20 protein-coding genes are annotated in these 23,431 nt (G+C 61.9%); 8 read left to right on the top strand and 12 right to left on the bottom strand.

Annotated elements, in window-relative coordinates; genetic code table 11:
* Nucleotides 1-8: 8 nt before the first annotated feature.
* The 4 genes from AB4M76_RS00545 to AB4M76_RS00530 all read right to left on the bottom strand — a co-directional run bounded on the left by AB4M76_RS00545 (nt 9) and on the right by AB4M76_RS00530 (nt 5,332).
* Nucleotides 9-1,097, bottom strand: coding sequence for a 4-oxalomesaconate tautomerase (locus tag AB4M76_RS00545; RefSeq protein ID WP_368439905.1), 1,089 nt, complete (start codon nt 1,095-1,097; stop codon nt 9-11).
* Nucleotides 1,094-2,158 carry an isocitrate/isopropylmalate dehydrogenase family protein gene (locus AB4M76_RS00540; protein WP_368439904.1) on the bottom strand — a complete coding sequence of 355 codons (1,065 nt, stop codon included), beginning with the start codon at nt 2,156-2,158 and terminating at the stop codon, nt 1,094-1,096. Before AB4M76_RS00540 ends, AB4M76_RS00545 begins: the two co-directional genes overlap by 4 nt.
* Nucleotides 2,155-4,185, bottom strand: a complete 2,031-nt coding sequence (locus tag AB4M76_RS00535) for a tripartite tricarboxylate transporter permease (protein ID WP_368439903.1) — start codon at nt 4,183-4,185, stop codon at nt 2,155-2,157. The genes AB4M76_RS00540 and AB4M76_RS00535 overlap by 4 nt, the downstream gene beginning before the upstream one ends.
* Before the next feature lie 70 nt (nt 4,186-4,255).
* Nucleotides 4,256-5,332 (bottom strand): tricarboxylate transporter, encoded by a 1,077-nt coding sequence (locus AB4M76_RS00530; RefSeq protein WP_368439902.1) that lies wholly within the window; start codon nt 5,330-5,332, stop codon nt 4,256-4,258.
* A 148-nt stretch (nt 5,333-5,480) separates the two neighbouring features.
* Between AB4M76_RS00530 and AB4M76_RS00525 the strand changes: the two genes are divergently transcribed.
* Complete coding sequence (locus AB4M76_RS00525) at nt 5,481-6,152, top strand: response regulator transcription factor (RefSeq protein WP_368439901.1); 672 nt, start codon at nt 5,481-5,483, stop codon at nt 6,150-6,152.
* Nucleotides 6,149-7,501, top strand: coding sequence for an ATP-binding protein (locus AB4M76_RS00520; protein WP_368439900.1), 1,353 nt, complete (start codon nt 6,149-6,151; stop codon nt 7,499-7,501). Before AB4M76_RS00525 ends, AB4M76_RS00520 begins: the two co-directional genes overlap by 4 nt.
* A gap of 16 nt (nt 7,502-7,517) precedes the next feature.
* Here AB4M76_RS00520 and AB4M76_RS00515 read toward each other — a convergent pair whose 3' ends face one another.
* Nucleotides 7,518-7,790, bottom strand: a complete 273-nt coding sequence (locus AB4M76_RS00515) for a metal-sensitive transcriptional regulator (RefSeq protein WP_368439899.1) — start codon at nt 7,788-7,790, stop codon at nt 7,518-7,520.
* Between the two features lie 126 nt (nt 7,791-7,916).
* On the opposite strand from AB4M76_RS00515, the gene AB4M76_RS00510 reads away from it, so the two are divergent.
* The 5 genes from AB4M76_RS00510 (at nt 7,917) to AB4M76_RS00490 (ending at nt 12,619) form a co-directional block, all read left to right on the top strand.
* Entirely contained in the window at nt 7,917-8,792 is an 876-nt protein-coding gene (locus AB4M76_RS00510) for a DUF305 domain-containing protein (protein WP_368440004.1), read from the top strand.
* An 18-nt stretch (nt 8,793-8,810) separates the two neighbouring features.
* Nucleotides 8,811-9,626, top strand: coding sequence for a MauE/DoxX family redox-associated membrane protein (locus tag AB4M76_RS00505; protein ID WP_368439898.1), 816 nt, complete (start codon nt 8,811-8,813; stop codon nt 9,624-9,626).
* Nucleotides 9,627-10,009: 383 nt separating this feature from the next.
* Nucleotides 10,010-11,581, top strand: a complete 1,572-nt coding sequence (locus tag AB4M76_RS00500; protein WP_368439897.1) for an NAD(P)/FAD-dependent oxidoreductase — start codon at nt 10,010-10,012, stop codon at nt 11,579-11,581.
* A gap of 4 nt (nt 11,582-11,585) precedes the next feature.
* Nucleotides 11,586-12,116, top strand: coding sequence for a cytochrome c (locus AB4M76_RS00495; protein WP_368439896.1), 531 nt, complete (start codon nt 11,586-11,588; stop codon nt 12,114-12,116).
* Entirely contained in the window at nt 12,113-12,619 is a 507-nt protein-coding gene (locus AB4M76_RS00490) for a RidA family protein (RefSeq protein WP_368439895.1), read from the top strand. The genes AB4M76_RS00495 and AB4M76_RS00490 overlap by 4 nt, the downstream gene beginning before the upstream one ends.
* 94 nt (nt 12,620-12,713) lie before the next feature.
* Here the strand turns inward: AB4M76_RS00490 and AB4M76_RS00485 are convergent, their stop codons facing one another.
* Together AB4M76_RS00485 and AB4M76_RS00480 are read right to left on the bottom strand one after the other, a co-directional pair.
* Entirely contained in the window at nt 12,714-15,821 is a 3,108-nt protein-coding gene (locus AB4M76_RS00485; protein ID WP_368439894.1) for an efflux RND transporter permease subunit, read from the bottom strand.
* Nucleotides 15,822-15,824: 3 nt separating this feature from the next.
* Nucleotides 15,825-16,991, bottom strand: coding sequence for an efflux RND transporter periplasmic adaptor subunit (locus tag AB4M76_RS00480; RefSeq protein ID WP_368439893.1), 1,167 nt, complete (start codon nt 16,989-16,991; stop codon nt 15,825-15,827).
* A gap of 111 nt (nt 16,992-17,102) precedes the next feature.
* Between AB4M76_RS00480 and AB4M76_RS00475 the strand changes: the two genes are divergently transcribed.
* On the top strand, nt 17,103-17,678 hold the full coding sequence (locus tag AB4M76_RS00475; protein WP_368439892.1) for a TetR/AcrR family transcriptional regulator: 576 nt from the start codon (nt 17,103-17,105) through the stop codon (nt 17,676-17,678).
* Nucleotides 17,679-17,716: 38 nt separating this feature from the next.
* Here the strand turns inward: AB4M76_RS00475 and AB4M76_RS00470 are convergent, their stop codons facing one another.
* From AB4M76_RS00470 to AB4M76_RS00450, 5 genes are all read right to left on the bottom strand, one after another.
* The gene (locus tag AB4M76_RS00470; protein ID WP_368439891.1) at nt 17,717-18,730 is read right to left on the bottom strand and encodes an ABC transporter ATP-binding protein; all 1,014 of its coding nucleotides are present in this window, start codon (nt 18,728-18,730) and stop codon (nt 17,717-17,719) included.
* Nucleotides 18,727-19,695: an oligopeptide/dipeptide ABC transporter ATP-binding protein gene (locus AB4M76_RS00465; protein WP_368439890.1), complete on the bottom strand. Its 969-nt coding sequence runs from the start codon at nt 19,693-19,695 to the stop codon at nt 18,727-18,729. Before AB4M76_RS00465 ends, AB4M76_RS00470 begins: the two co-directional genes overlap by 4 nt.
* Nucleotides 19,695-20,609 (bottom strand): ABC transporter permease subunit, encoded by a 915-nt coding sequence (locus AB4M76_RS00460; RefSeq protein WP_368439889.1) that lies wholly within the window; start codon nt 20,607-20,609, stop codon nt 19,695-19,697. Before AB4M76_RS00460 ends, AB4M76_RS00465 begins: the two co-directional genes overlap by 1 nt.
* A gap of 1 nt (nt 20,610) precedes the next feature.
* Nucleotides 20,611-21,528 (bottom strand): oligopeptide ABC transporter permease OppB, encoded by a 918-nt coding sequence (oppB, locus tag AB4M76_RS00455; protein ID WP_368439888.1) that lies wholly within the window; start codon nt 21,526-21,528, stop codon nt 20,611-20,613.
* A gap of 93 nt (nt 21,529-21,621) precedes the next feature.
* Nucleotides 21,622-23,238: a peptide ABC transporter substrate-binding protein gene (locus AB4M76_RS00450; protein WP_368439887.1), complete on the bottom strand. Its 1,617-nt coding sequence runs from the start codon at nt 23,236-23,238 to the stop codon at nt 21,622-21,624.
* Nucleotides 23,239-23,431: the final 193 nt, after the last annotated feature.

The following is a 23,431-nucleotide window of genomic DNA, read 5'->3' as shown; positions in this document are numbered from 1 at the left end:
AAGGCATCTTAGCGCCCTTCCCAAATGCGCGAGGGCACGTAAACCTGCCCATCCGCGAGCTTTCGCGCCGTGCGCAACAGACCGGCGGAGTTGAGCGAGAAACCTGCGCTGGCGTCATAGTCGACCAGAACGTCAATGCGGCCCGAGGCATGTTCCAGCACCACCTCAGCGGGGCTTTGATCAGGCCGCTCCAGCAGGCCCTCCGCCACGCTGCCGGGGGTCAGCGCGCAGGAGGCAAGACATTGCGCCCCGGTCACGGCCATCGAAGGATGCGTATTCCAAGGCATGAAGTAGCGGGTCGCAATCGTGCCACCGTCCTGTGCCGGGGCCAGCAGGCCGAACTTTGGCGTGACCGATTTCGACACATCGCCCATGCCCATCGCCGCCCCGGCCTTGAGGCGTATCGCCTCCATCCGGGCAAAGAATTCGGTGTTGGCATCCAACTCGGCCACGGTTTCATACCCTGTAAGCCCGAAGTCAGCCGCCCGTGCGATGACCATCGGCATGGCGACATCCATGCAGGTGACTTCAACCCCGTCGAATGTGTCGCGGATATTGCCGGTCGGCAGGAAAGCCCCCGTTGAAGAGCCGACGACGCCCATGAAGTTCAGCGCAACCGCCGCGCCCGTGCCCGGCACGCCTGCGATCTCTGTGTCGCCGTCATAGGTCAGGACGCCCGCAGGGGTCAGCACTTTGGACAGGACCTTGGCGCCGGTATTCACGGCGCGGATCTTGATCTCCGTCACATCCCCTTTGGGCGCGACCAGGCCCATTTCGACAGCCGCAGGACCAACACCTGAAAGGATATTGCCGCAGGTGGGTTTGAAATCCACCAATCGGTCTTCGACCGAGACCTGCGCAAAGAAATAGTCCACATCGGCCCATTCATCCTCAGAGGGGGACAGCATCGCCACCTTGGTGGTCACAGCCGCGCCGCCGCCGATGCCATCGATGTTGAGCGGATGGCCGGACCCCAGAACGCTCAGCAACACTTCGGCCAGAGTATCGAGGTCATCCGGCAAGTCGGCGCGGTTGAAATATGGCCCGCGCGACGTGCCACCGCGCATAAAGATATAGGGAATGGCTGTCTGTGTCATGGCTTGCTCTCTTCGAGGTAGCAGCAAAGAATGTCGGTATATGCCTGTGTGCCGAGCGCGCCGCCGAGGTCTGATGTGCGGGTCTTTTCCGCCGCAATCGCGCGGGTCACGGCGGCCTCTATCGCGGTTGCGGCCCGTGTTTCACCAAGATGGCGCAACAGCATGGCGCTGGACAGGATCAGCGAGGTCGGATTGGCGCGGTCCTGGCCTGCAATATCGGGCGCCGAGCCATGCTGCGCCTGCGCGACCGCATGCACGGCGCCTAGGTTCAGCGAACCGGCAAGCCCTAGCCCGCCCGAGAGCTCAGAGGCGAGATCCGACAGAATATCCCCGAACATATTGGTGCAAAGCAGCACATCGAACTTCTGCGGGTGACGCACCAGATGCGCGGCCGCAGCATCCACGAGGAGCTCATCATAGTCCACATCGGGGAAACCGCGGGCAACGTCCCGTGCCACATCAAGGAACAACCCATCGGACATGCGCATCACATTGGCCTTGTGAATGGCTGTGACATGTTTTTTGGTCCGGCCCTGCGCCACTTTGAAAGCGGCTTCGGCAATGCGGCGCGAGCCCGCCTCGGTGATCTTGCGCATGGCCAAGGCCACCCCCGGCTCGGGCATGAATTCGCCCCCGCCCTGCGCCATATTCCGGTCCGCGTAGAAACCCTCAAGGTTCTCACGCGCGACGATAAGGTCAAAGGCCTGCCCGGTCGGGGGCGGCAGCCCGTCGTAGCTGCGCGCGGGCCGGATATTCGCGTAGAGCTCTAGCGCTTTTCTCAGGACACCCGACGGGTTGAGCCCGCCTTCGGCAACCGGCGGATAGGCATTATGCGACACAGGCCCAAGGATGACACCATCGGCCTTTTGCGCCGCGGCGGTCACGGCCTCGGGAATGGTGGTGCCCTCCGCCTTGAGCGCGGGGAAGCCGATTTCGGCCCGGCTGATCGACAGCTCTCGCGACAGCAAGGGCGCAGCCGCGTGAAGAATGCGAACCGTGGCTTCGGTGATCTCCGGGCCAATGCCATCGCCCGGCAGGGTGAGCAGACGCAGCGGGCTCATTTCAGCGGCCACGGAAGATCAACCGCCCCCTGCAAAAGTCCCGGTGGGAAGTCTCGGTTCAACGATCCGGCCATCACGCACATCAAGGCGATCCCGCAGGCGGTCAGGATCAGGGTCTTGGGCCAGGATGCCCCGGCGCGAATGCGCAGGAAGCTGATCAGAAAGCCCAGCAGCGCGAGGATGAAGCCCACGAAATAAGTTGCCACGATCAGGCCGACGAACCACGCCAGCGTGCCCCAGAGCCCGTAGGGCGCGTCGGCATCTTCGCCCGATACTTCCTTATCCGCAAAGACGGTATCCGTCTCGGGCCGCAGGATCATCTGAAGCAACAAGATCAACAGCGCCGTCAGGGTGATGCCACCGACAACCAAGGGAACGATCTTGTCGGTCATGTTATAGTCCGGGATCATATTGGCGTTGAGCAGGGCCGCGACCACATAGCCCATGATCGCCAACAGAAAGACCAGCGGCGCCCGTTTCGAGCCGGACTGGACATCGCCCTCTGCCATAATCGACTTGGCCTGCCGCAGCCCCAGCACGACAGAGACCACGGTGACGATCAAGAGCACGATCACGATCGGCGAAAAGATATAGTCCATCCCCTCTTCGAAAGATTTGCGGAAGCGGAAGGACGCGATCTGGAAGGCTTGGTTCGAGAACTTTTCAACCGGGTTGGACAGCACAAAGCCGATCAGAAACGCCGGGCGCGACCAGTCGAAACGGCGCAGGAAGATACCGATCAGCCCGATCACGAAGAGCGCCAATATGTCTTCGAAGTTCTGCCCCGACTGGAACGCCGCGAAAGAGATCAGCATGAACAAGAAGGGCGCGAGATATGTGAACCGGATCGTGGTCAGCTTGGCGATGCCACCGGATGCCGCGATGCACAAAAGGGTGCCCGCGACATTGGCAAGCGCCAAGAGCCAGACGATGGAATAGGTAATGTCGAGATTGTCCCGCAGCATCGAGGGGCCGACTTCGATGTCACCGGACCCCAAAAGCGCAATCGCGCCAATGAAGATCGCCATGGAGCCCGAGCCGGGAATCCCGAACAGCAGTGTGGGCACCAGCCCCCCGCCCTCTTTGGCGTTGTTCGAGCTCTCAGGCCCGATCACCCCACGCACTTCACCCTTGCCGAACTGCGACTTGTCAGAGGTGGTCTGAACCGCGTGGCCATAGGCGATCCAGTCGACAACGGACCCGCCAAGGCCGGGTATCACGCCCACAACGACCCCGATCAGCGAACAACGGACCGAGAGCCATTTATTGGCCACCCAATCCCGAACGCCGGCACTCCAGCCAGCGCCGAGCTTGGCTTCTTTTGAAATCGACCGGTCCTGCCGCAAAAGGGAAATGATCTCTGGCACGGCGAAAATGCCAAGACCGACGATCACGAGCTTCAGCCCGTCCGTCAGATAGGGGATATCATAGCTGGCCATGCGCAGGCTGCCCCCGGCATCGGCCTCTCCGATTGTTCCGATCAACAGCCCGAGCCCCGCTGCCGCAACGCCCTTGAGCGCAACCCGCCCGGCCAGCACGGCCACCATGGACAGACCGAGGACCGAGATCATCAACATCTCTGGCAGGCCAAACGCCAGCACGATGGGACGGGCGACGACGATGAAGATCGTCAAGAACACCGCGCCGACGAGGCCGCCAAACAGCGACGAGGTAAAGGCCGCCGAGAGGGCGCGCGCGGCCTGGCCCTTCTTTGCCATCGGGAAACCGTCGAGCACCGTGGCCTGACTGGCGGATGAGCCGGGAATGCCCATCAAGACCGACGCAAAAGTATCCGAGGTCGGAACAACCGCAACCATGCCGACCATCAGCGCCAGACCCAGCACCGGGTCCATGCCAAACATGAAGGGCAAAAGCAGCGACAGCCCGGCGATTCCGCCCAGTCCGGGAAACACCCCGACGGCGAGTCCCATGACCACGCCCAAGAGCAGATACCCAAGAACAATTGGTTGCAGAATAAGCGCCCATGCCTGACCCAATGCAGGCAGAGCGGTTGCGAATACATCCATCGCAGCGACCTCGAATTCGGAAATAGTTACAAATATGGCCCCGGGCTGTCCCGGGGCCATCTGATTTCGCTTACTTCAGCGAAACACCATAGGCTTCTTCCAGCCAGTTCGTGACATAGGATTTCGCCTCGGGCGACACGGAGGTGCCGCGCTGCGTGGCCTTTGCTGCGCCCTCGCCTACGAAGACGGGATATTTGCCAACACGTTTCGCGGCGATCTGTGCAAAGTCCTCGCGGTTGCGCACGGCATCAAAGGCAGCGGTATAGGTTTCGATCACGTCATCCGGGGTTCCCGCGGGCAGAAAGGCGATTTTCTGGACGGGGAAACCGGCGATAAAGAAGGCCTTCCACGCATCCCATGCTTCGCCTGAAGTCTCGCAGCCATCGGTCGCTTCGCAGACTTCCTTGAACGTCGGGATATCGGGGAAGGTCGGGTCGCGTACGATATTGCCGTCTTCGTCCAGCGCGCCCCATGTCATCATCGGAACCGCCTGGCCTTTTTCGACCAGTTCAGCCGAGGCACCAAGGTAGCTTGAGGATGTTTGATAATCGATTGTCGCTTCGCCACGCTCAAACATCAAACGGCCATCGCCGCGGCCTTTGATCCCGAAAACCGGCTCGACACTCATGCCCAGCATTTTCCACGCCAAGAGCGGCACGAGGTCCAACCGTGTCGCGCCCTGCGAGCCGTAGATGAAATCAATGTCCTTGAGGTTGTTCGCCGTGCCGTCGAACTTCTTGCCGTCTTCCGGGTTCAGATAGGCGACGCCACCAGTGCCGGAGGCCATGACCGGGTTCCAATCGCTGTATTCATAGCGAACGCGCGGATCATCCAGCAGATAGGGGAATTGGGTCGAACCCGATGTCCCGAACAGCAGGGTGCCGTCTTCATGCTCTTGCTCCTGGAACCAGTTGGCCCCTTTGGTCGAGCCCGCGCCCGGCATGAACTTTACCACGACGGTGGGATTACCGGGCAGTTCTTCGCTCAACAGCGGCGCAAAGAAGTTGGCCCATTTGGCCGAACCACCGGTTTCCGAGAAAGGAATGACCCACTCGACGGTCTTGCCCGACAGATCCACTTCGGCCATCGCCGGAGCGGCGAGACAGGCGGCGGATACAGCCGTGGCGGCGAAATACTTGATAGTCATAGGTGTCCTCCCGTAGACATTCTGTACTGAGCAGATTGTTGAAATCTGCATAGATTTGGACTTCAAGGGAACGAATCCCTCCTCCAGCTCAAATAACCTGCCGCCCCAACCTTGCGCGAAACTTGCGCAGAAGGATTAAATTTTAAGCATGCGCATCGCCGTGATCGAAGACAATGAGACCCTTGCCCAGGGGATCGCCCACCGCCTGCGGGACCGCGGCCATGCAGTGGACCTGTTGCACAACGGAGAAGACGCCGACGCCTTTCTCCGTCTCGAAGGGGCCGACCTTATCGTGCTCGACCGCAATCTGCCGGGCTGTGACGGGCTCGAAGTTCTCAGCCGGTTGCGCCGCCGCGGAGATGGCACGCCGGTGATCTTGCTGACGGCCCGGGCGGAGACTTCGGAGCGTGTTGCGGGGCTGGATGCCGGCGCCGACGACTATCTGACAAAGCCCTTCGAGATGGACGAATTGGAAGCCCGTCTGCGGGCCATGGCGCGGCGCAAGAACCTGGAATTCTCGGCACGGGACAAGCTTGGCCCGCTGATCTTTGACCGAACCAATCGGCAATTGCTGAAAGATGAACAGCCCCTCGCCTTCCCGCGAAAAGAGCTGGCGACGTTGGAGTGTCTGTTGGAACGGCGCGGCAGGCTGGTCTCCAAGGCGCAACTGATCACCCATGTCTATGGCACCGGGGCAGAGCAGGAAGACGCGGTGATCGAGCCGCATATCTCGCGCCTGCGCAAACGGCTGGACCCCTATGGCATCAGGATCAAAACCGCCCGTGGTCTGGGCTACATGCTGCAAGTTGACCCTGCATGACCACCCTGTCCCTAAGGCTCCGCCTGTTTTTCCTGATCCTGTCGCCGCTGCTGCTGCTGTCTATCCTGTTGGGTTTCTGGCGCTTTCAGGTCGCGGAACAGACCTCGCAGACCCTCTTCGACCGCAGCCTTCTGGCCGCCGGTCTGGCGATCTCACGCGATGTTGCCATCTCGGGCGGTGACGCCCTCTCGCCCTCCACCCGTGGCTTCATCTCGGACGCGGGCGGCGGCGAATTGTTCTATCACGTCATGGGCCCGGGCGGCAGCTATATCACGGGCTATGCCTATCCCCCGGTCTCCGGGGGCCGCGCCGATGGAGACGGGCTGCAATACACGATGGCAAGATATCGGGGCGAACCGGTGCGCGTCTTGCGCATGGCCGAGCGCACAACAATCGGTAACCTTACCGGGGACACGATTGTCACCGTATGGCAGCGCGACAGTGACCGAAATGCCTTTGCCGCCGCTTTGGCCCGTCGCGCGGCAGCGCTGATCGCCTGTCTGATGGCCGCGCTGGCATTTGTGGTCTGGTTCGGCGTGAAAATCGGCCTGCGGCCTTTGAATGACCTGCAGGACGCGATCAAGCATCGCTCCCCGGACGACCTGCGCAACATCCGCCGCCCCGTGCCCTCAGAGGTCTCGGGCATCGTCGCGACATTGAACCGGCTGTTTGGCCAGTTGCGGCGCAGCATCGAGGATCACCAGACCTTCATTTCAAACGCGGCCCATCAGTTGCGCAACCCGGCCTCAGCGCTTCTGTCCATGGCCGAGGTGCTCCCGGATGTCAGCGATCTGCAAGAGCGCCGCCAGCGCGAGCAGGACCTGATCGCCGCCGCCCGCAAATCCGCGCGGCTTGCAAATCAGCTCTTGTCGATCGAACGCCTGCGCTACGACGCGCAGCCCGTGCTTGAGAGAACCGAGTTGAACAGCATTGCGGCGGAAATATGCAGCGATCTCGCGCCCGCGATCCTATCGAAAGACCTGTCTTTTGATTTCCACCCGCATCCGGCAGATCTGCCAATCCTCGGCGACCCGCTGTTGATCGGCGAAGCCCTGACCAACCTGCTTGAGAACGCCCTGCAACACGGCGGCCCTGATCTGACATCTATCGTTGTGACGACCTCGGCAAGAGATCACGCTGCGGTGCTATGCGTTGAGGATGACGGCACAGGCATCCCCCACGACAGCACGGATGTCGCGTTTCAAAGGTTTGGACAGCTGCGCAATGGTCAAGGAAGCGGTCTGGGCCTGTCGATCGTCAAAGACGTCCTGCGCCGCCATACCGGCACGGTTACGCTTTTGCCGAGAGAGAAAGGCACAGCCGTGCAATTGGCGTTCCCCCTGGCATGATCGCGCGGAGGGGCTCCTACCGGGACGCCTTCTGCAAAAGCCCGATCAGCTCGTCGAACTTCGCTCTTTGCTCATCAGGGTCGCCGCTTTCAATCGCGGAGGCGACACAATGGTCGGCGTGGTTCTCAAGAACCAGCCGCTCGACCCCGAGCAGGGCCGAGCGGATCGCGGCCGTCTGCGCCAGAATATCCATGCAGTAGCGGTCCGCATCAACCATTTTGGCCACACCGCGCACCTGGCCCTCCAATCGGGCAAGGCGGTCCAAGGTCTTCTGTTTGTTCTGTTTCATATTCGCTCCATGGAACCATTCTGGCGACACGCAGGTTTAGATACCTACAGGGGGTATAGGGAAACTTTAAGAAAGAAAGGCTGGTTCCATATGACAGATGAAAGCGAAAAACACGAGAGCGGTGGCATGGGCTATGGTCGTTTTGCCGCGATGATCGCGACATCGACGGTCGTGATGTTCGTGCTGATGTATCTCAACACCTACCTCGTCAGCCATGTTTTCTGGTCGGAAACCCGCGCCTATATGGCGCTGCTGATGGGCGCGACCATGGCGATCATCATGCTCGCCTTCATGCTGAAGATGTATCCCAGTAAAAAGGCCAATACGGCGATCTTTGCCGGGGCGGCGATTGCATTCGCGGCGTCGCTCTGGCTGGTGCGCAGCCAGGTGACCGTCGGCGATACCAGCTATATGCGGGCGATGATCCCGCATCACTCCATCGCGATCATGACATCGAGCCGGGCCAATATTTCGGACCCGCGGGTGCGCAAACTGGCCGATGAGATCATCTTTGCCCAAGACAAGGAAATCGCCGAGATGCGCTATCTCACCACCAACATCGAAGCGCAGGGCGATGCGGGGGATCGCAATGAAAGCGGCCCCGGCGAGATCGTCTCGCTGGAGGAGGCACTCTCGACAGCCGAAGTCGCCACCCTCGACCCGCAGTTCCTGAAGGAGGCCCATATCGCGAAGCTCTTCCCGAGCGGCGCCGCCTGCACCTTCACCTATACGGAAACCAGCCCGCCCGTGCTGGCGATTGGCGATGATGGTGCGGCACTGCTCCGCCTCTCCGGCGATCTGCTGCGGCTCGACGTTGAGGATGCCGATACGATCGCCTCCGGCCCCGCGCTGGCGGCCGAGGGTATGGCGCTGCTTTTGCGGGCGCCCGAAGGCGAGGGTCTTCTCGACGCGACGGCCGGGCCGCAGGAGGCCGATCTGATCCTCGAACTCGATGCCGGTCTGCGCGCCGGATACCGCGGCTTTTACGGCTGCAATGCCTGATAGGAAAGGACGCTACCGATGACAGATACCCAGATCGACGGCCCCAGCACAGCCCGCGACAAAAGCCGCGGCACCGGCAAGACAGCATCGCTTTACCGAATGGCTATGCCGGGGCATCTCTGCCCCTTCGGCCTCAAGTCGAAGGCGTTGCTGGAACATAAGGGCTATGAGGTGGACGACAATCTGTTGACCACGCGCGACGCGGTCGACGCCTATATGGAGGCGCATGGGGTCAAGACGACGCCGCAGACCTTTATTGACGGGGAGCGGATCGGGGGCTTCACCGATCTGAAAAAGCATTTCGGCTTCCGCGTTCTCGGGGAGGACGAAACGACCTACAGGCCGATCGTCGCGATCTTCGGATCGACCTTCCTGATGGCCCTGGCCATCGTTCTCAATCTCTATGATGGGTTCCCGCTGCTGACGCTCCTGAAATGGTTCTTTGCGATCTCGATGGTCGCGCTGGCGATCCAGAAACTGCAGGATGTGGGCAGCTTCGTGAACGGGTTTCTGGGCTACGACCTTCTGGCGCGCAAATACGTGCCCTACGGCTATGCCTATCCCTTCGCCGAGCTCTGGGCCGGCGTCGGCATGATGGCATTGATCGGCACCGGCAGCGCGCTGATCTGGCTCGTGGCCCCGGTCGGCATCTTTATCGGTGCCATCGGCGCGGTCAGCGTCATCAAAGCGGTCTATATCGAGAAGCGCGAGCTGAAATGCGCCTGCGTCGGCGGGGGATCGAATGTGCCTTTGGGGTTCATTTCGCTGACCGAGAACCTGGTGATGCTCGGCATGGGGATCTGGATGCTTGGCCTATGGTTTGCGGGCGCTTGAAGGGGCGCGTTTGAGGGGCGTTTTCTGCGGGCTGCGCCTTCGGCATCCGAAAGGTCCGCAGGATGTCGGCTCAAACCAGAGGACAGATTGAGGCACACGCCATGGCGACGAGCGACGGCGGAAACGCTACCGCCGTCATAAAGGGTCTCTTTTACGATCCGCAGCTGCCGCAGACCGCCGCCAACGTCGGTGAAGATTTCCATCCCAGAGATCAGCACGCGGCATCTTCCCTCCCCCAAAAAGCCGCTCACAAGAAATATCTTGGAACCCATCCCAGAGACCCACCGTTAGCCCATCATAGTGCTCATTTTCTGTTCCAGCACTTCCGCGGCTCTACTGCGGTCGAGGCCGCGCATAGAACCGGATACCACGGGGGGCCTTCCATGAGTGAAATTACACGTCGCAATCTTTTGGCGATGATCGGGACTGCCGCAGGCAGTACCGCGATGTATCATGCCATGACATCAATGGGTTTTGCCGCACCTTCTGACTACAGCGGACCCATTAAACTGGACGGAGATCCGCAGGGGGCCAAGGTGCTGATCCTCGGCGCCGGGCTTGCGGGGCTTACCGCCGCCTATGAAATGCGGGCCGCGGGCTATGAGGTCGAAGTGCTGGAGTTCCGTGAAAAGGCAGGCGGGCGATGTTGGACCCTGCGCTCGGGCGACAGCTATACCGAGCTTGGCGGGGCGACCCAGAACGTCGATTTCGCCGAAGGCAATTACATCAACCCCGGCCCCTGGCGGCTGCCGCATAACCACCATGCCGTCCTGGACTACTGCAAACGGCTCAAGGTCCCGCTGGAGCCCTTTATCCAGCTGAACTACAACTCCTATCTGCACCGCTCCGATGCCTATGGCGGGCAACCGCAGCGCCTGAAGGACATCAAGACCGACTATCGCGGCCATATCTCGGAGTTGTTGGCCAGGGCGGTCAATCAGGGCAAACTTGATGAAATGGTCACCGCCGAAGACCGTGAGGTCTTGCTGGAAAGCCTGCGGTCCTTCGGGGTGCTCAACGCGCAGAATGAATACGTCAAAAGCCTGGAGACCAGCCACTACCGCGGCTATGCCAAACAGCCCGGCGGCGGTGTGGACGCGGCGCCCGAAGCCTCGGACCTGCTCAACCCGCAGGAGGTGTTGCAGTCGCGGCTCTGGGAATATCTCGCCACGCATGAGACCGTTGACCATCAGGCGCCGATGTTCCAGCCGGTTGGCGGGATGGACGCGATTGCCAAAGGGTTTGAACGCGAGGTGGGAGACCTCATCACCTATAACGCCAAGGTCGTCGCGCTACAGCAGGACGAAAACGGCGTCTCGGTAACATGGGAAGACACGGCCGGCGGCGGTCAGCAGACCAGCCAGGCGGACTATTGCGTCTGCACCATTCCCTTCTCGATACTCGGACAGATCGACCACAATCTCTCTGGCGGTTTGGCCGATGCGATCAGTTCCATGTATTACAACGGGTCGACGAAATGGGGGCTCGAATTCAAACGCCGCTTCTGGGAGGAAGATGACGATATCTATGGCGGCATCAGCTATACCGATCTGGCGATCGGGCAGATCAGCTACCCTTCGACGGGCTATTTCACGGAGGGGCCGGGCGTGCTTCTGGGCGGCTATACATGGCGCGGTGAGAACTCCTACAAGTTCAACGCGATGGAGCCTGCCGAACGTCTGGAATGGGCGTTGCGGCAGGGCGCCAAGATCCACCCGCAATACCGCGATGAGTTCAAGACCGGTGTGAGCGTCGTCTGGCACAAGGTGCCTTGGGTCTTGGGCTGCTCCGGCGTTTGGGAAAGCCGCGACAATTACGATGAGGCCGTCAAGATCGACAACCGCGTCGTCTGCGCGGGCGAGCATCTGTCCTACCTGCCCGCTTGGCAGGAAGGGGCGATCCTCTCCTCGCTCGATGCGATCTCGCGCCTCCATGACAAAGTAATCAACGGGTGAAGCCATGCGACAGACTTTTATCACAGCTGCGATCGTAGGCATGCTCGGCACGCTGCCGCTCTATGCCCAGGATAACGAGGTAGACACGCGCGCCGCGCAAGCAGCGGACGGCGAAACCGGCGAGACCTCTCCCGAGGTCGAAGCCCGCCCCCAGGAACGCGAGATCACCGCGATGGCGGACGGGGGCGAATGGGTTGAGGAATATGTCAGCGAAGACGGCGAAGAACTGTACCAGTCCCTTTGCTCGGGCTGTCACATGGCTGATGGATCGGGCGCCGTCGGGGCCGGGAAATACCCCGCGCTCAGCGGCAATCCGAACCTCGAATATGCCGGCTACGCGACCTATATCATCCTCAATGGACAGGCCGCGATGCCAAGCTTCGGGCATTTCCTTGATGACAAACAGGTGCTTGCGATCACGGATTATATCCAGACCAACCTCGGCAATGACTATGAGGCCGACGGCACGCTGGAGGCCGTGGCCGACGCCCGTCCCGCCGACCCAGTAGATCAAAACACGGAGGAACACGAATGATCCGCAAATTTATCGCCCCCCTCGCCGCGCTCACTGCAATTTCGGCCAGCGCCGCATTCGCGCAAAGCTCGGAGGTCATCCGTCACGGCTTGCCGGATTCCGACTTCCCGATCCTGCAAGCGGTCGAGGTGCCAGCGGATGCGACCTTGGTCTACCTCAGCGGCACCGTGCCAGAGGTCGCTGATGAAACGGCCGCGAAGGGCTCGCCTGAATATTTCGGGGATACGGCAACCCAAACCGCCAGCGTTCTGGCGTCGATTGAAAAGAAACTCGCCGGGATCGACCTCGATATGGGGGATGTCATCAAGATGCAGGCCTATCTGGTTGCCCCCGAGGGCAGCGACGGGATGGACTTTGAAGGCTTCATGGAAGGCTACACCCAATATTTCGGCACCGAGGAACAGCCCGACCTGCCAACCCGCTCGGTCTTTGCCGTCGCCGGACTGGCGAACCCGGCTTGGCTGGTTGAGATCGAAGTTGTGGCGGTCCGCTCCGGCTCCTAAGGCCGGCGCGCAGATACGCGTCTAAATGTCGAAGCGGTGGCCCCGGATCGGGGCCACCGCATTTGCCATCAGGCGGCCCGCTTTCACCGCTCGATCAAGCCTCGGCCTTTCTTCGCGTCAGCATCTGCCGGATTTTCAGCACCACCACATAGAACACCGGCACCAAAAAGATCCCGATCACCGCCGAAGACGCCATGCCGCCCAGCACGCCGATGCCGATCGAGTTCTGCGCCCCGGCCCCGGCGCCCGAGGCGATGGCCAGCGGCAGCACGCCGAGCATAAAGGCGAAGGTGGTCATCAAGATCGGGCGCAGACGCTGCCGCGCCGCGATCTTGGCGGCTTCGACAACCGACAGCCCCTCCTGGACCTGCGCCTGTGCGAACTCCACGATCAAGATCGCGTTCCGCGCGGCCAGCCCGATGGTGGTGAGCAGCCCGACCTTGAAATAAACGTCGTTTGACTGGCCAAAGTAATAGGCCGCCGCGAGCGCGCCCAGAATGCCAACGGGCACGGTCAACATCACCGCCAGAGGCACGGACCAGCTTTCATAAAGCGCGGCCAGCGCCAGAAAGACGACCAGCGCCGAAAGCGCGAACAACATCGGCGCCTGATTGCCCGACATCCGCTCCTGGAAGGACAGGCCGGTCCAGGCCGCGCCATAGTTACCATCGAGCTCCGCCACCAGTTCTTCCATCACCGCCATGCCTTCGCTAGAAGACAGGCCCGCCGCGGCGCTGCCGCTCAGCTCCATCCCCCGCGTCCCGCCGAAGCGGGCAACCGCCTGCGGCTCTTGCGTCCATTTCTGCTCAGAGAATGCCGCGAAAGAGACCATCTCGCCCTGGCTGTTGCGGGCGTACCATTGGTTGATGTCTTCGGGCTGGCGCCGCGCCTCTGCTTTGCCTTGAATGATGACCGGGCGAAGATCATTCCCGAGAGCGAAATCATTCACCTCGCGCCCTGAGAAGATCACCGAGAGCATGGCATTCACATCCGGGATCGACAGGCCAAAGGCCGCCGCCTTTTGCTGATCAATGTCCAGCCGCAGCGCGGTCTGGCTGGCGGCCTCATTGCCGCGCAGCGATGTGACACGGCCATCCGCCTGCGCATTCGCCACAAGTTGATTGGCCGCCGCGGCCAGCGCTTCTTGCCCCTGCCCGCCTTGATCGGTCAGGAACATGTTAAAGCCCGACGAACTGCCCAGCCCCTGGATCGCGGGCGGCTGAAGCACAAAGATATTGCCCTGCCGGTTCGTGGTATAGAAATAACCGTTGGCGCGGTTGACCAGACCCGCGATGTCAAAGCCTTCGCGCTCGGCATAGTCATGCAGTTTGACAAAGACGATGGCATTGTTCTGCCCCGAGCCCGCAAAGCTGAACCCAAGGGCTGCAAAAACGGATTTGACGGTCTCGCCTTCGGCCTCCAGCAGATAGTTTTCGACCTTTTCGACAAGCGCCAGCGTCTGTTCGGTGGTGGAGCCGTCCGGCCCTTGGATCATCACCAGGGCGACGCCCTGATCTTCGTCGGGCAGGAAGGAACCGGGCAGCCGGTCAAAGAGCATGAGCACGCCGACGATAACCGCCGCCAGGACCAGCAAGCTGCGCATCGGGCGTTTGACATAGCGCGACACCACGCGGACATAGCCATTGGTGACGCGGTCAAGGTTGCGGTTGAACCATCGCGCGGGGGCAATGGCGCCGCCATGGCCGCCCGGTTTGAGCAGGCTGGCGCACATCGCGGGGGTCAGGATCACCGCGACCCCAAGGGACAGGACCATGGCGGTGATAATGGTGATCGAGAACTGGCGGTAAATCACCCCGGTCGCGCCGCCCATAAAGGCCATGGGGACAAAGACCGCCGACAGCACCAGCACGATGCCGACGAGCGCGGAGGTGATTTCGTCCATGCTTTTCTCTGTGGCCTCCACCGGCCCAACGCCATCTTCTTCCATGACCCGTTCGACGTTCTCTACCACCACGATGGCATCATCGACGAGCAGGCCGATGGCCAGAACCAAGGCGAACATGGTCAAGGTGTTGATGGTAAAGCCCGCCGCGGCCAGCACTCCGAAGGTGCCCAAAAGAACGACCGGAATTGCGATCACCGGAATGAGCGTGGCGCGCCAGCTTTGCAGGAACACCAGGATCACGAAGAACACCAGCACCACCGCTTCGACCAGCGTGTGGTAGACTTGGGTGATCGAGGCTTCGACGAAGGGCGAGGTGTCATAGGGGTACACCACCTCGACATCATCGGGCAGCGCGCTTTCGACGTTGGCGATCGTTGCCCGCACCGCCGCGGCCGTATCCACCGCATTGGCGCCTGAGGCAAGGTTGACGGCAAACCCCGCCGCCGCCCCACCGTTGTAGCGCGCATCACCGCCGTAGCTTTCCTGACCGATTGCAATATCAGCCACATCCCCAAGGAAAACGGTAGAGCCATCCGGGTCCACCCGCAGGAGGATGCTTTCGAACTCTTCAACCGTCGAAAGCTGCGATTGCGCCGAGATCGGCACGGTGAAGCGCTGCCCCTGCGCGCTTGGCTGCGCGCCCAGATCGCCGACGGTGACATTGGTGTTCTGCGCCGCCACCGCCCCGGCCACATCCGCCGGGGTGACCTGATATTGAACCATCCGCATCGGGTCGAGCCAGACCCGCATCGCATAGCCCGAGCCGAAGGTGCTGATCGATCCGACCCCCGGTGTGCGTTTCACCGGTTCTTCGATCAGCTGCGCGATCAGATCGCCCAATTCCACCGTCGACAATCGGTCGCTTTGGGTGGTCAACGCGCCGACGAGCAGGATCGAACTGGTCGAACGCGCAACCTGCACCCCGCGCTGCTGCACCACATCGGGAAGCTGCGAAGTGACCAGTTGCAACTTGTTCTGCACCTGCACCTGCGCGATGTCGGGATCGACCGTATCGTCAAAGACCAGAGAGATGGAGGCCGAGCCGGGGGTGGAGTTCGACGTCATATAGGACAGCCCATCAAGCGCGGTCATCGCGTCTTCGATCACCGTCGTGACAGACGCCTCCACGATCTCGGCTGAGGCGCCTGTGTAAGAGGCTCTGATGTTGACGGTGGTGGGCGCAATCTGCGGATATTGCTCAATCGCGAGGGAGTTCAGCCCAAGCGCGCCCACCAGCATGACGACCAGTGCAATCACCCAGGCGAAAACCGGGCGGTGAATAAAGAAACGCGCCATCAGTTACTCCGTCGCCTTTGTGGCTGCGGGCAGATCGCGCAGAACGCCATCCTCGTCAAATTCCACCGGCACAGGGACAACCGCCATGCCTTCGGCCAAGCCGGCCAGACCATCCATGATGACCGTATCACCGTCCTTGAGCCCGCCGGTCACGATCCATTGCTGCTGAAATGTGCCATCTTCGGTCAACGCGCGGCGGCTGGCCTTGCCATCCTCGACCACCCAAGCCGTCAACTTCCCCAGTTTGTCGCGTTTGGTGGCGGAATGAGAGATCAAGAACGCCTCTGTCCGGCCCAGTTCGATCTGCCCGCGCAGGAACATTCCGGGCAGGATCAAATGATCGGGATTTTCGAACCGAAACCGCGTGTCGATCGAACCGGTCGAGGTCGAGACCGTCACACCCGGCGCCACCAGACTGCCCCGGCTTTGGTACATCCGACCGTTCTCAAGCTTCAGCGTCGCCTGCAATTCTTCGTTTAGGCGCAAAGTGCCGTCGGTGATATCCTCCATCACCGCAAGGAACCGCGAGGACGGCTCGTACATATCCACCTCAATCGGGTCGAGCTGGGTAACGGTGGCCAGCGCAGCGGCCTGACCTTCGGTGACCAGATCGCCCACCGAGGCGGCGGCGACACTGGCCACGCCCGAGATCGGGCTCTTGACCGTCGTCCACCCCAATTTCGCTTCGGCGAGGGTCAGCGCGGCCTGCGCGGATTTCACCGCGGCGCGGGATTGGTCCAAGGTTGCACGGGCGGATTCAAGCTGTGCCTTCGTGCTGCCGGAGCCGACCAACCGTTCGGTGCGATCATAGGCGGATTCGGCCTGCGTGACCTGCGCCTCGGCACTGGCGAGCTGCGCTTCGGCACTGGCCACATTGGCGCGATAGGTCGCATCCTCGATGCGAAACATCGGCGTGCCTTCGGTGATCGGCTTGCCGGGTTGATAGAGGATTTCCTCCAATATCCCGCCCACACGCGGGCGAATGGCCGTGGCAGAGGCCGCCACCGCACGCCCCGGCAAAGTGACGATCCGGGGCACCTCTTGCAGCTGCGCTTCGATCACGCCGACCTTTTTCGGCGGCATGCCAGCGGGGGCTTGGGCCCATGCAGGAAGGGCCAGCGCCAGCGTCGCGGCAAAGAGCGCCGCCGGGTGAAGCGAGAACTTTTTCATGAGGGTTTAATCCGTTGCCTTGGTCCGAAAGAGCGCCGCGCCGATTGCGCCACGTTGCACAGTGTGCAATGATTACTGTGAATGAAGGAGAGGGGCAAGGATACAATGGCCATGGACCTGCGTCAGAGACGCCGCCTCCAGACAGCGCGGGACATTCAGATGGCGGCGGTCACTCTGGCGCTTCGGCATGGGTTAGACTGCACCACAACCGACGCCATCGCCAAAGAGGCCGCGGTCAGCACCCGCACCTTCTTCAACTACTACCCGAACAAAGAGGCCGCGATCCTGGGCGAGGCCCTGAAGATCGACATGGCGGGTGCGGAGTGGTTTATCGGCTCAACGGCCCCTTTGCCGGAGGACTTGGGCCTGTTGCTGGGCCGTCTCTATCAGGTCGCGCCGGTCGAACGCGCGCTGCTCATGAAAATCCTTGAGGTGGTCGAGGAAAATCCCTCGCTCCGCGACATGTTCCATGTGCGCGGCAAGGCCACGGCGGATGTATTGGCCGACATCTTGACCGCGCGGCTTGGCGAGGACCGGCAGATCGAGGCCCGGCTTCTGTCTGATCTGGCGGTGCGCGCGCTGACGGAGGCGGTGTTGAACTGGGCCAAGGACCGCGACATGCGGCTCGATGACATGTCCGCCGTGATCACCGATAATCTGCGTCGCGTGGCAAGGGTCATGACTTAGAAGGCGAAGATGGTGGTCCGGGTGCCTTGCCCCCCGGCTTAACTGGCCGCGTGCTGGCGCAGTTCGCTTTCGCGCATCGGGCCGGGGTGGATGCAGGCCACGCGGTGCAGATCGCCGTCGGGCTGTGGCACCACCTGCGCGCAGTCGTCCTGCGCGCGCGGGCAGCGACCCCGGAACACGCAGCCCGAGGGCGGGTTCATCGGCGAGGGCATATCACCGCTCATCGGCACGATCTGCTTGGCACGTTCGGCGATTGGGTCCGGGATCGGCACGGCGGAAAGCAGCGCTTGGGTATAGGGATGCTGCGGCTCGTCATAGAGCAGCGCCTTTGGCGCCTTTTCCATGATGCGGCCCAGATAAAGCACCATGACCTCGTCTGAAATGTTTTTCACCACGCTGAGGTCATGGGCGATGAAGATCATCGCCAGCCCCAGATCGCGCTGCAATTCTTTGAGCAGTTCGATCACCTGCGCCTGAATCGACACATCGAGGGCCGAGACCGGCTCGTCGCAAATGAGCAGCTTCGGCTCCACGATCAGCGCGCGAGCGATGCCGATGCGCTGGCACTGGCCGCCGGAGAACTCATGCGGGTAGCGGTTGATCATCTGCGGCAAGAGGCCCACGCGCTCCATCATCTGCGCCACGCGGGTACGGCGTTCGCGGGCGGGGACGTCGGGGCGGTGGGTCTTCAGCGGCTCGGCGATGATCTGGCCCAGCGTCATGCGGGGGTTGAGCGAGGCGAGCGGGTCCTGAAACACCATCTGGATTTCAGAGCGGTAGGGCTTCATCCGGCGCGGGGAAAGCGACAGGAGATCCGTCTCGCCCTGCCACATCACCTGCCCCTCGGCTGGCACCATCTGGATGAGGCCGCGCGCGAGGGTGGATTTGCCGCAGCCGGATTCGCCCACCACGCCGAGGGTCTTGCCGGGCTCCAGATCGAAGCTGACCCCGTTCACCGCGTGGAGCAGGCGCGGCTTGGTCCAGGGCATGTCGCCGGCGCGGGTGATCGGGAATTTGACGTGCAGGTCGCGGACCGAAAGCAGCGGGCTCATGATGTGACCTCCGCGATGGGACGGTGACAGGCGCGGGCGCGGGCCGCGTTGAAGGGTGCGAGCGGCGGCATCACGCGGCAATCCTCGCCGGCATAATCGCAGCGCGGACGGAAGGGGCAGCCCTCGGGCGGGGCGGCCATATTGGGCGGGTTGCCGGGGATCGCCTTCATCGTGGCGTCCTCGTCATCGACGCGCGGCACGGCGGCCAGCAGGCCGCGGGTATAGGGATGCGTGGGCTCGGCAAAGAGCGGCTCGGTCGGCCCTTGCTCCATCACCCGGCCACCGTACATGACCAGCACCCGCTCGCAGAAGCCCGCGACGACGCCGAGGTCATGGGTGATGAGGATCGTGGCCATGCCGAAGTCCTTCTGCAGATCGCCCAACAGGTCCATGATCTGCGCCTGAACGGTGACGTCGAGCGCGGTGGTCGGCTCGTCGGCGATCAGCAGGTCGGGTTTGCACAAGAGCGACATGGCGATCATCACCCGCTGGCGCATCCCGCCGGAAAACTCATGCGGGAAGAGCCGGATGCGCTCTTTCGCCGCCGGAATTTTCACCGCGTCCAGCATCCGCACCGATTCCGCCAGCGCGTCGCGTTTTGACATGCCTTGGTGCAGGGTCAGCACCTCGGTCATCTGGTCAGAGATCCGCATGTAGGGGTTCAGCGAAGTCATCGGGTCTTGGAAGATCATCGCGATGCGCTCGGCGCGGATCTTGTTCAGCAGCTTGGGCTTTGCACCCAAAATCTCCTGCCCGTCGAAACGGATCGAGCCCCCGGTGCGCCCATTGGGGGCCAGCAGCCCCATGATCGAAAAGGCGGTCTGGCTTTTGCCCGAGCCGCTTTCGCCGACGATGCCGAGGGTCTCGCCCCGGTTGATCGAGAGCGACAGGTCGTTGACCGCATGCACGGGGCCGTCTTCGCCGTCGAAGGTGACCGAGAGCTTGTCGATTTCCAGCAGAGACATCAGCGATCCTTGGGGTCGAGCGCGTCCCGCAGCCCGTCCCCGATGAAGAACAGGCCGAAGAGCGTGAGACAGAAGAACAGCAGCGGGAAACCCAGCTGCCAAGTGGTGCCATAGGCGATGGTGCCCGCGCCTTCGGAGATCAGCGCGCCGAGCGAGGTCAGCGGCTCCTGCACGCCAAGGCCGAGGAAGGAGATGAAGCTTTCCGTTAGGATCATCAGCGGCACCAGCAGCGTGGCATAGACGGCGATCACGCCCAGAAGGTTGGGCACGATATGGCGCAGGATGATGACCGGGGCCGAGACGCCGGTGGCGCGGGCCGCCTCGACGAACTCGCGGCCCTTGATGGTCAGGGTCTGGCCGCGCACGATGCGGGCCATCTCCATCCAGGAAATCAGGCCGACACCGGCGAAAAGGATGGTGATCGACCGGCCATACATGACCAGCAGCAGGATCAGCACGAACATGTAAGGCACGGCCATGAAGATATCGACGAGCCGCATCATGATGCTGTCGGTACGCCCGCCGAAGTAACCCGCGACCGCGCCGTAGAGCGTGCCGACGACGCAGGCGATGAGCGCGCCGACGAGGCCGACGGCGAGGCTGATCTGTGTGCCCTGCACGGTGCGCGCAAAGAGGTCGCGGCCCAGATCATCGGTGCCGAAGTAATGGCCGCTTTCGATCGACGGGCCGCCGAGCTCGACGATCTGGCCCATGACGTTGTAGTCGAGCTCCTCGTTCGACCATTGCGCCAGCGCATTGCCGAAAAGCGCAAAGGCCACGACGAAGCCAAGGATCACCAGCCCCATCAGCGCCGCCTTGTTGCGGAAGAACCGCCGCCGCGCGTCAGCCCAGGGGGAGCGGCCCTTGCCCGCAAGCTCGCTGGCTTCGACCCTTTGTTCGGATGTCATCACCATGTCAGTACCGGATCTTAGGGTCGATCCAGCCGTAGAGGATATCGACCACGAGGTTGAAGAAGATGGTCAGCGCACCGACGAGGATCGTCACCCCCATCATCACCGCGTAATCGCGGTTCAGCGCCGAATCGACAAAGGCCTTGCCGATGCCGCCGGTGGAGAAATAGATGTCGACCACCACGGAGCCGGTGATCATCGCCACGAAGGCGGGGCCGAGATAGGAGATCACCGGCAGCATCGCGGGTTTCAGCGCATGGCGCAGGATCACCCGGCGCTCGGGCAGACCCTTGGCCCGCGCGGTGCGGATGTGGTTCGAGGTCAGCACTTCGAGCATCGAGGAACGGGTGATCCGCGCAATCGACGCCATGAAGGAGGTCGACAGCGCGATCACCGGCATGATCCAATATTCCGGCCCCTGCCAGCCACCGCCCGGCAGCCAGCCGAGCCAGAGCGTGAAGACCAGCACGAGGATCGGCGCCATGACGAAATTCGGCAGCACCTGCGCGCCGATGGAGACGCCAACGGCGGCATAGTCCAGCGCCGAATTGTGCCGCACGGCGGCGGCGACGCCGAGGCCCACGCCGACGATCACCGCCACGGCGAAGGACAGAAGCCCATAGGTCAGCGTGATCGGAAAGCCCTGCGCGATGATCTCATTCACCGAGCGGTCCTTGTAGACAAAGCTCGGCCCGAAATCGAAATCAGAGACGATGCCCCAGACATAGGTGGTGATCTGCTTCCACAGCGGATCATCCAACCCGTATTTCGCATTGAGGTTGGCCAGCACCTGCGGCGGCAGTTCACGTTCCGAGGTGAAGGGCCCGCCGGGGGCGGAATGCATCAGCAGGAAGGAGATCACGATCAGCACGAGAAGCGTCGGGATCGCGATGGCAAGGCGCTTGAGGATGTAGCTGAGCAAGGCGCGGGTGCTCCGGATACGGGTTAACGGGGGGGGGTACAAATAGAATCGGGCAGCCCCGCTTAAACGCAGGGCTGCCCGGATGTCGAGAGGTTACTCTGCGGTACGGTAGAGGTCTTTCCCGTACCAGGTGTTGTTCACGTTGTTCTCTGGCAGACCCTCGATGTCTTCCGCGATCATGTCGACATTCGCGTAATGGTAGATCGGAATGATCGGCATTTCCTCGGCCAGAATACGCTCGGCCTCCTGATAAAGCGGCTGCGGATCCTCGGCGGTTTTGCTGTCCTGCATGACCTTATCATAGGCGTCATTGTAGAATTCGCCGTTGTTGTGGCCCGAATAGGAGGTCAGCAGGTCGAGGTAGGTCGAGGCCTCGTTATAGTCGCCGCACCAGGCATAGCGCGCCATGTCGTAATCCTGGTTCTGCATCCGATCGGTGTGGACCTTCCACTCATAGTTGTCGAGCGTGAGGTTCACGCCGATCTGCTTGAGCATCTGCGACGCGGCGATGGCAATCTTCTTGTGATCTTCCGAGGTGTTGTACTGCAGGGTCAGATCGAGCGGGTTGTCGGGGCCATAGCCGGCCTCGGCCAGCAGTTCCTTGGCCTTTTCCACGCGCTGCGCCTGATCCATATTGTCGGCCCAGTCGAGTTCTGGCCGCTCGAAATCGGCAATCGCCCAATGGGTCCAGTTGTAGGAGGGTTTCTGGCCGCCTTGCAGGATCCGCTCGACGATGATGTCGCGGTCGATGGCATAGGCCAGCGCCTTGCGCACGCGCACGTCTTTCAGCGCTTCCGGCCCCTTTTCGCCGACGTTCAGCATGTAGATGTAGGAGCAGTTATAGGGGGTAGAGACGGCCTGCTCGGGGTATTCTTCCTTGAGGCGCGGGTATTGACCGGCAGGAATGTCCACCCGGTCCAACTCACCGGCGAGATAGCGGGTCAGGGCCTGGTTCACGTCGTTGATGGTGAGCGCGGTGATTTTCTCCATCACCACATTGTCGGCGTCCCAATAGGTGTCGCTCTTCTCCATCACGACGCGTTCACCCAGCTGGTGCTCGACCAGCTTATAGGCCCCATTGCCCACCAGCGTGCCGGCGTCGGTCCAGTCGTCGCCATGTTCTTCGACAACGCTTTGCAGCACCGGGAAGGTCGAACCATGCACCAGCATCTGCGGGAAGTATGGCAGCGGCGTGGTGATCTTGACCTCAAGCGTGTGATCGTCGACAGCGCGGATGCCCAGCTCTTCTGGGGATTTCTCACCGGCGATGATCTCGGGCGCGTTTTCGACCTGCATCAGCTCCATGTACCAGGCGTATTCCGAGGCGGTCGCCGGATCGGCCAGACGGCGCCAGGAATAGACGAAGTCATTGGCCGTGACCGGCTCCCCATTCGACCATTTCGCGTCTTCGCGCAGGTTGAAAGTATAGGTCTTGCCGTCTTCGGAGACCTCATGGTCCAGCGCCACACCGGGGACCAACTCGCCATTGCCGTCTTCGTTATAGAGCCCTTCGAAGAGGTTGCGCAGCACGTCCGAGCCTTCGACATCGGTGTTGATCTGCGGGTCCATCGACTTGATCGCGTCCAGAAGCCAGAAGGTATAGGTCTGGTCTTCGGCCAGCGTCACGCCTTCGGGCACATCTGCGGCCTGCGCCTGAAGCGCCAGGCCCAATGCCAGCGCGGAGGCGGTCATCGTCTTGCGAAATTTCATCGGGATTCTCCTCGTGGTGGGTGAATATCTCATCGTATTCTGATTGAGCGAGGAGACCGAAAATCAGGGTCAGTTGCAAGAGCTTGTTCTGCCAACCGGCCCAGCGGCCTTTGCGCGTGGGTCAGATGAGCGATTTTCTGACTGTCGCTCTTGGGTCGCATTGGCTGCCGGGACCGTTGCCCTGCACCCTGAT

The organism is Sulfitobacter sp. PS-8MA (genome assembly GCF_040933935.1).
Taxonomy (GTDB): Bacteria; Pseudomonadota; Alphaproteobacteria; order Rhodobacterales; family Rhodobacteraceae; genus Sulfitobacter.
The sequence above is the reverse complement of the archived record's forward strand: the minus strand, read 5'-3'. Positions and strand labels throughout refer to the sequence as shown.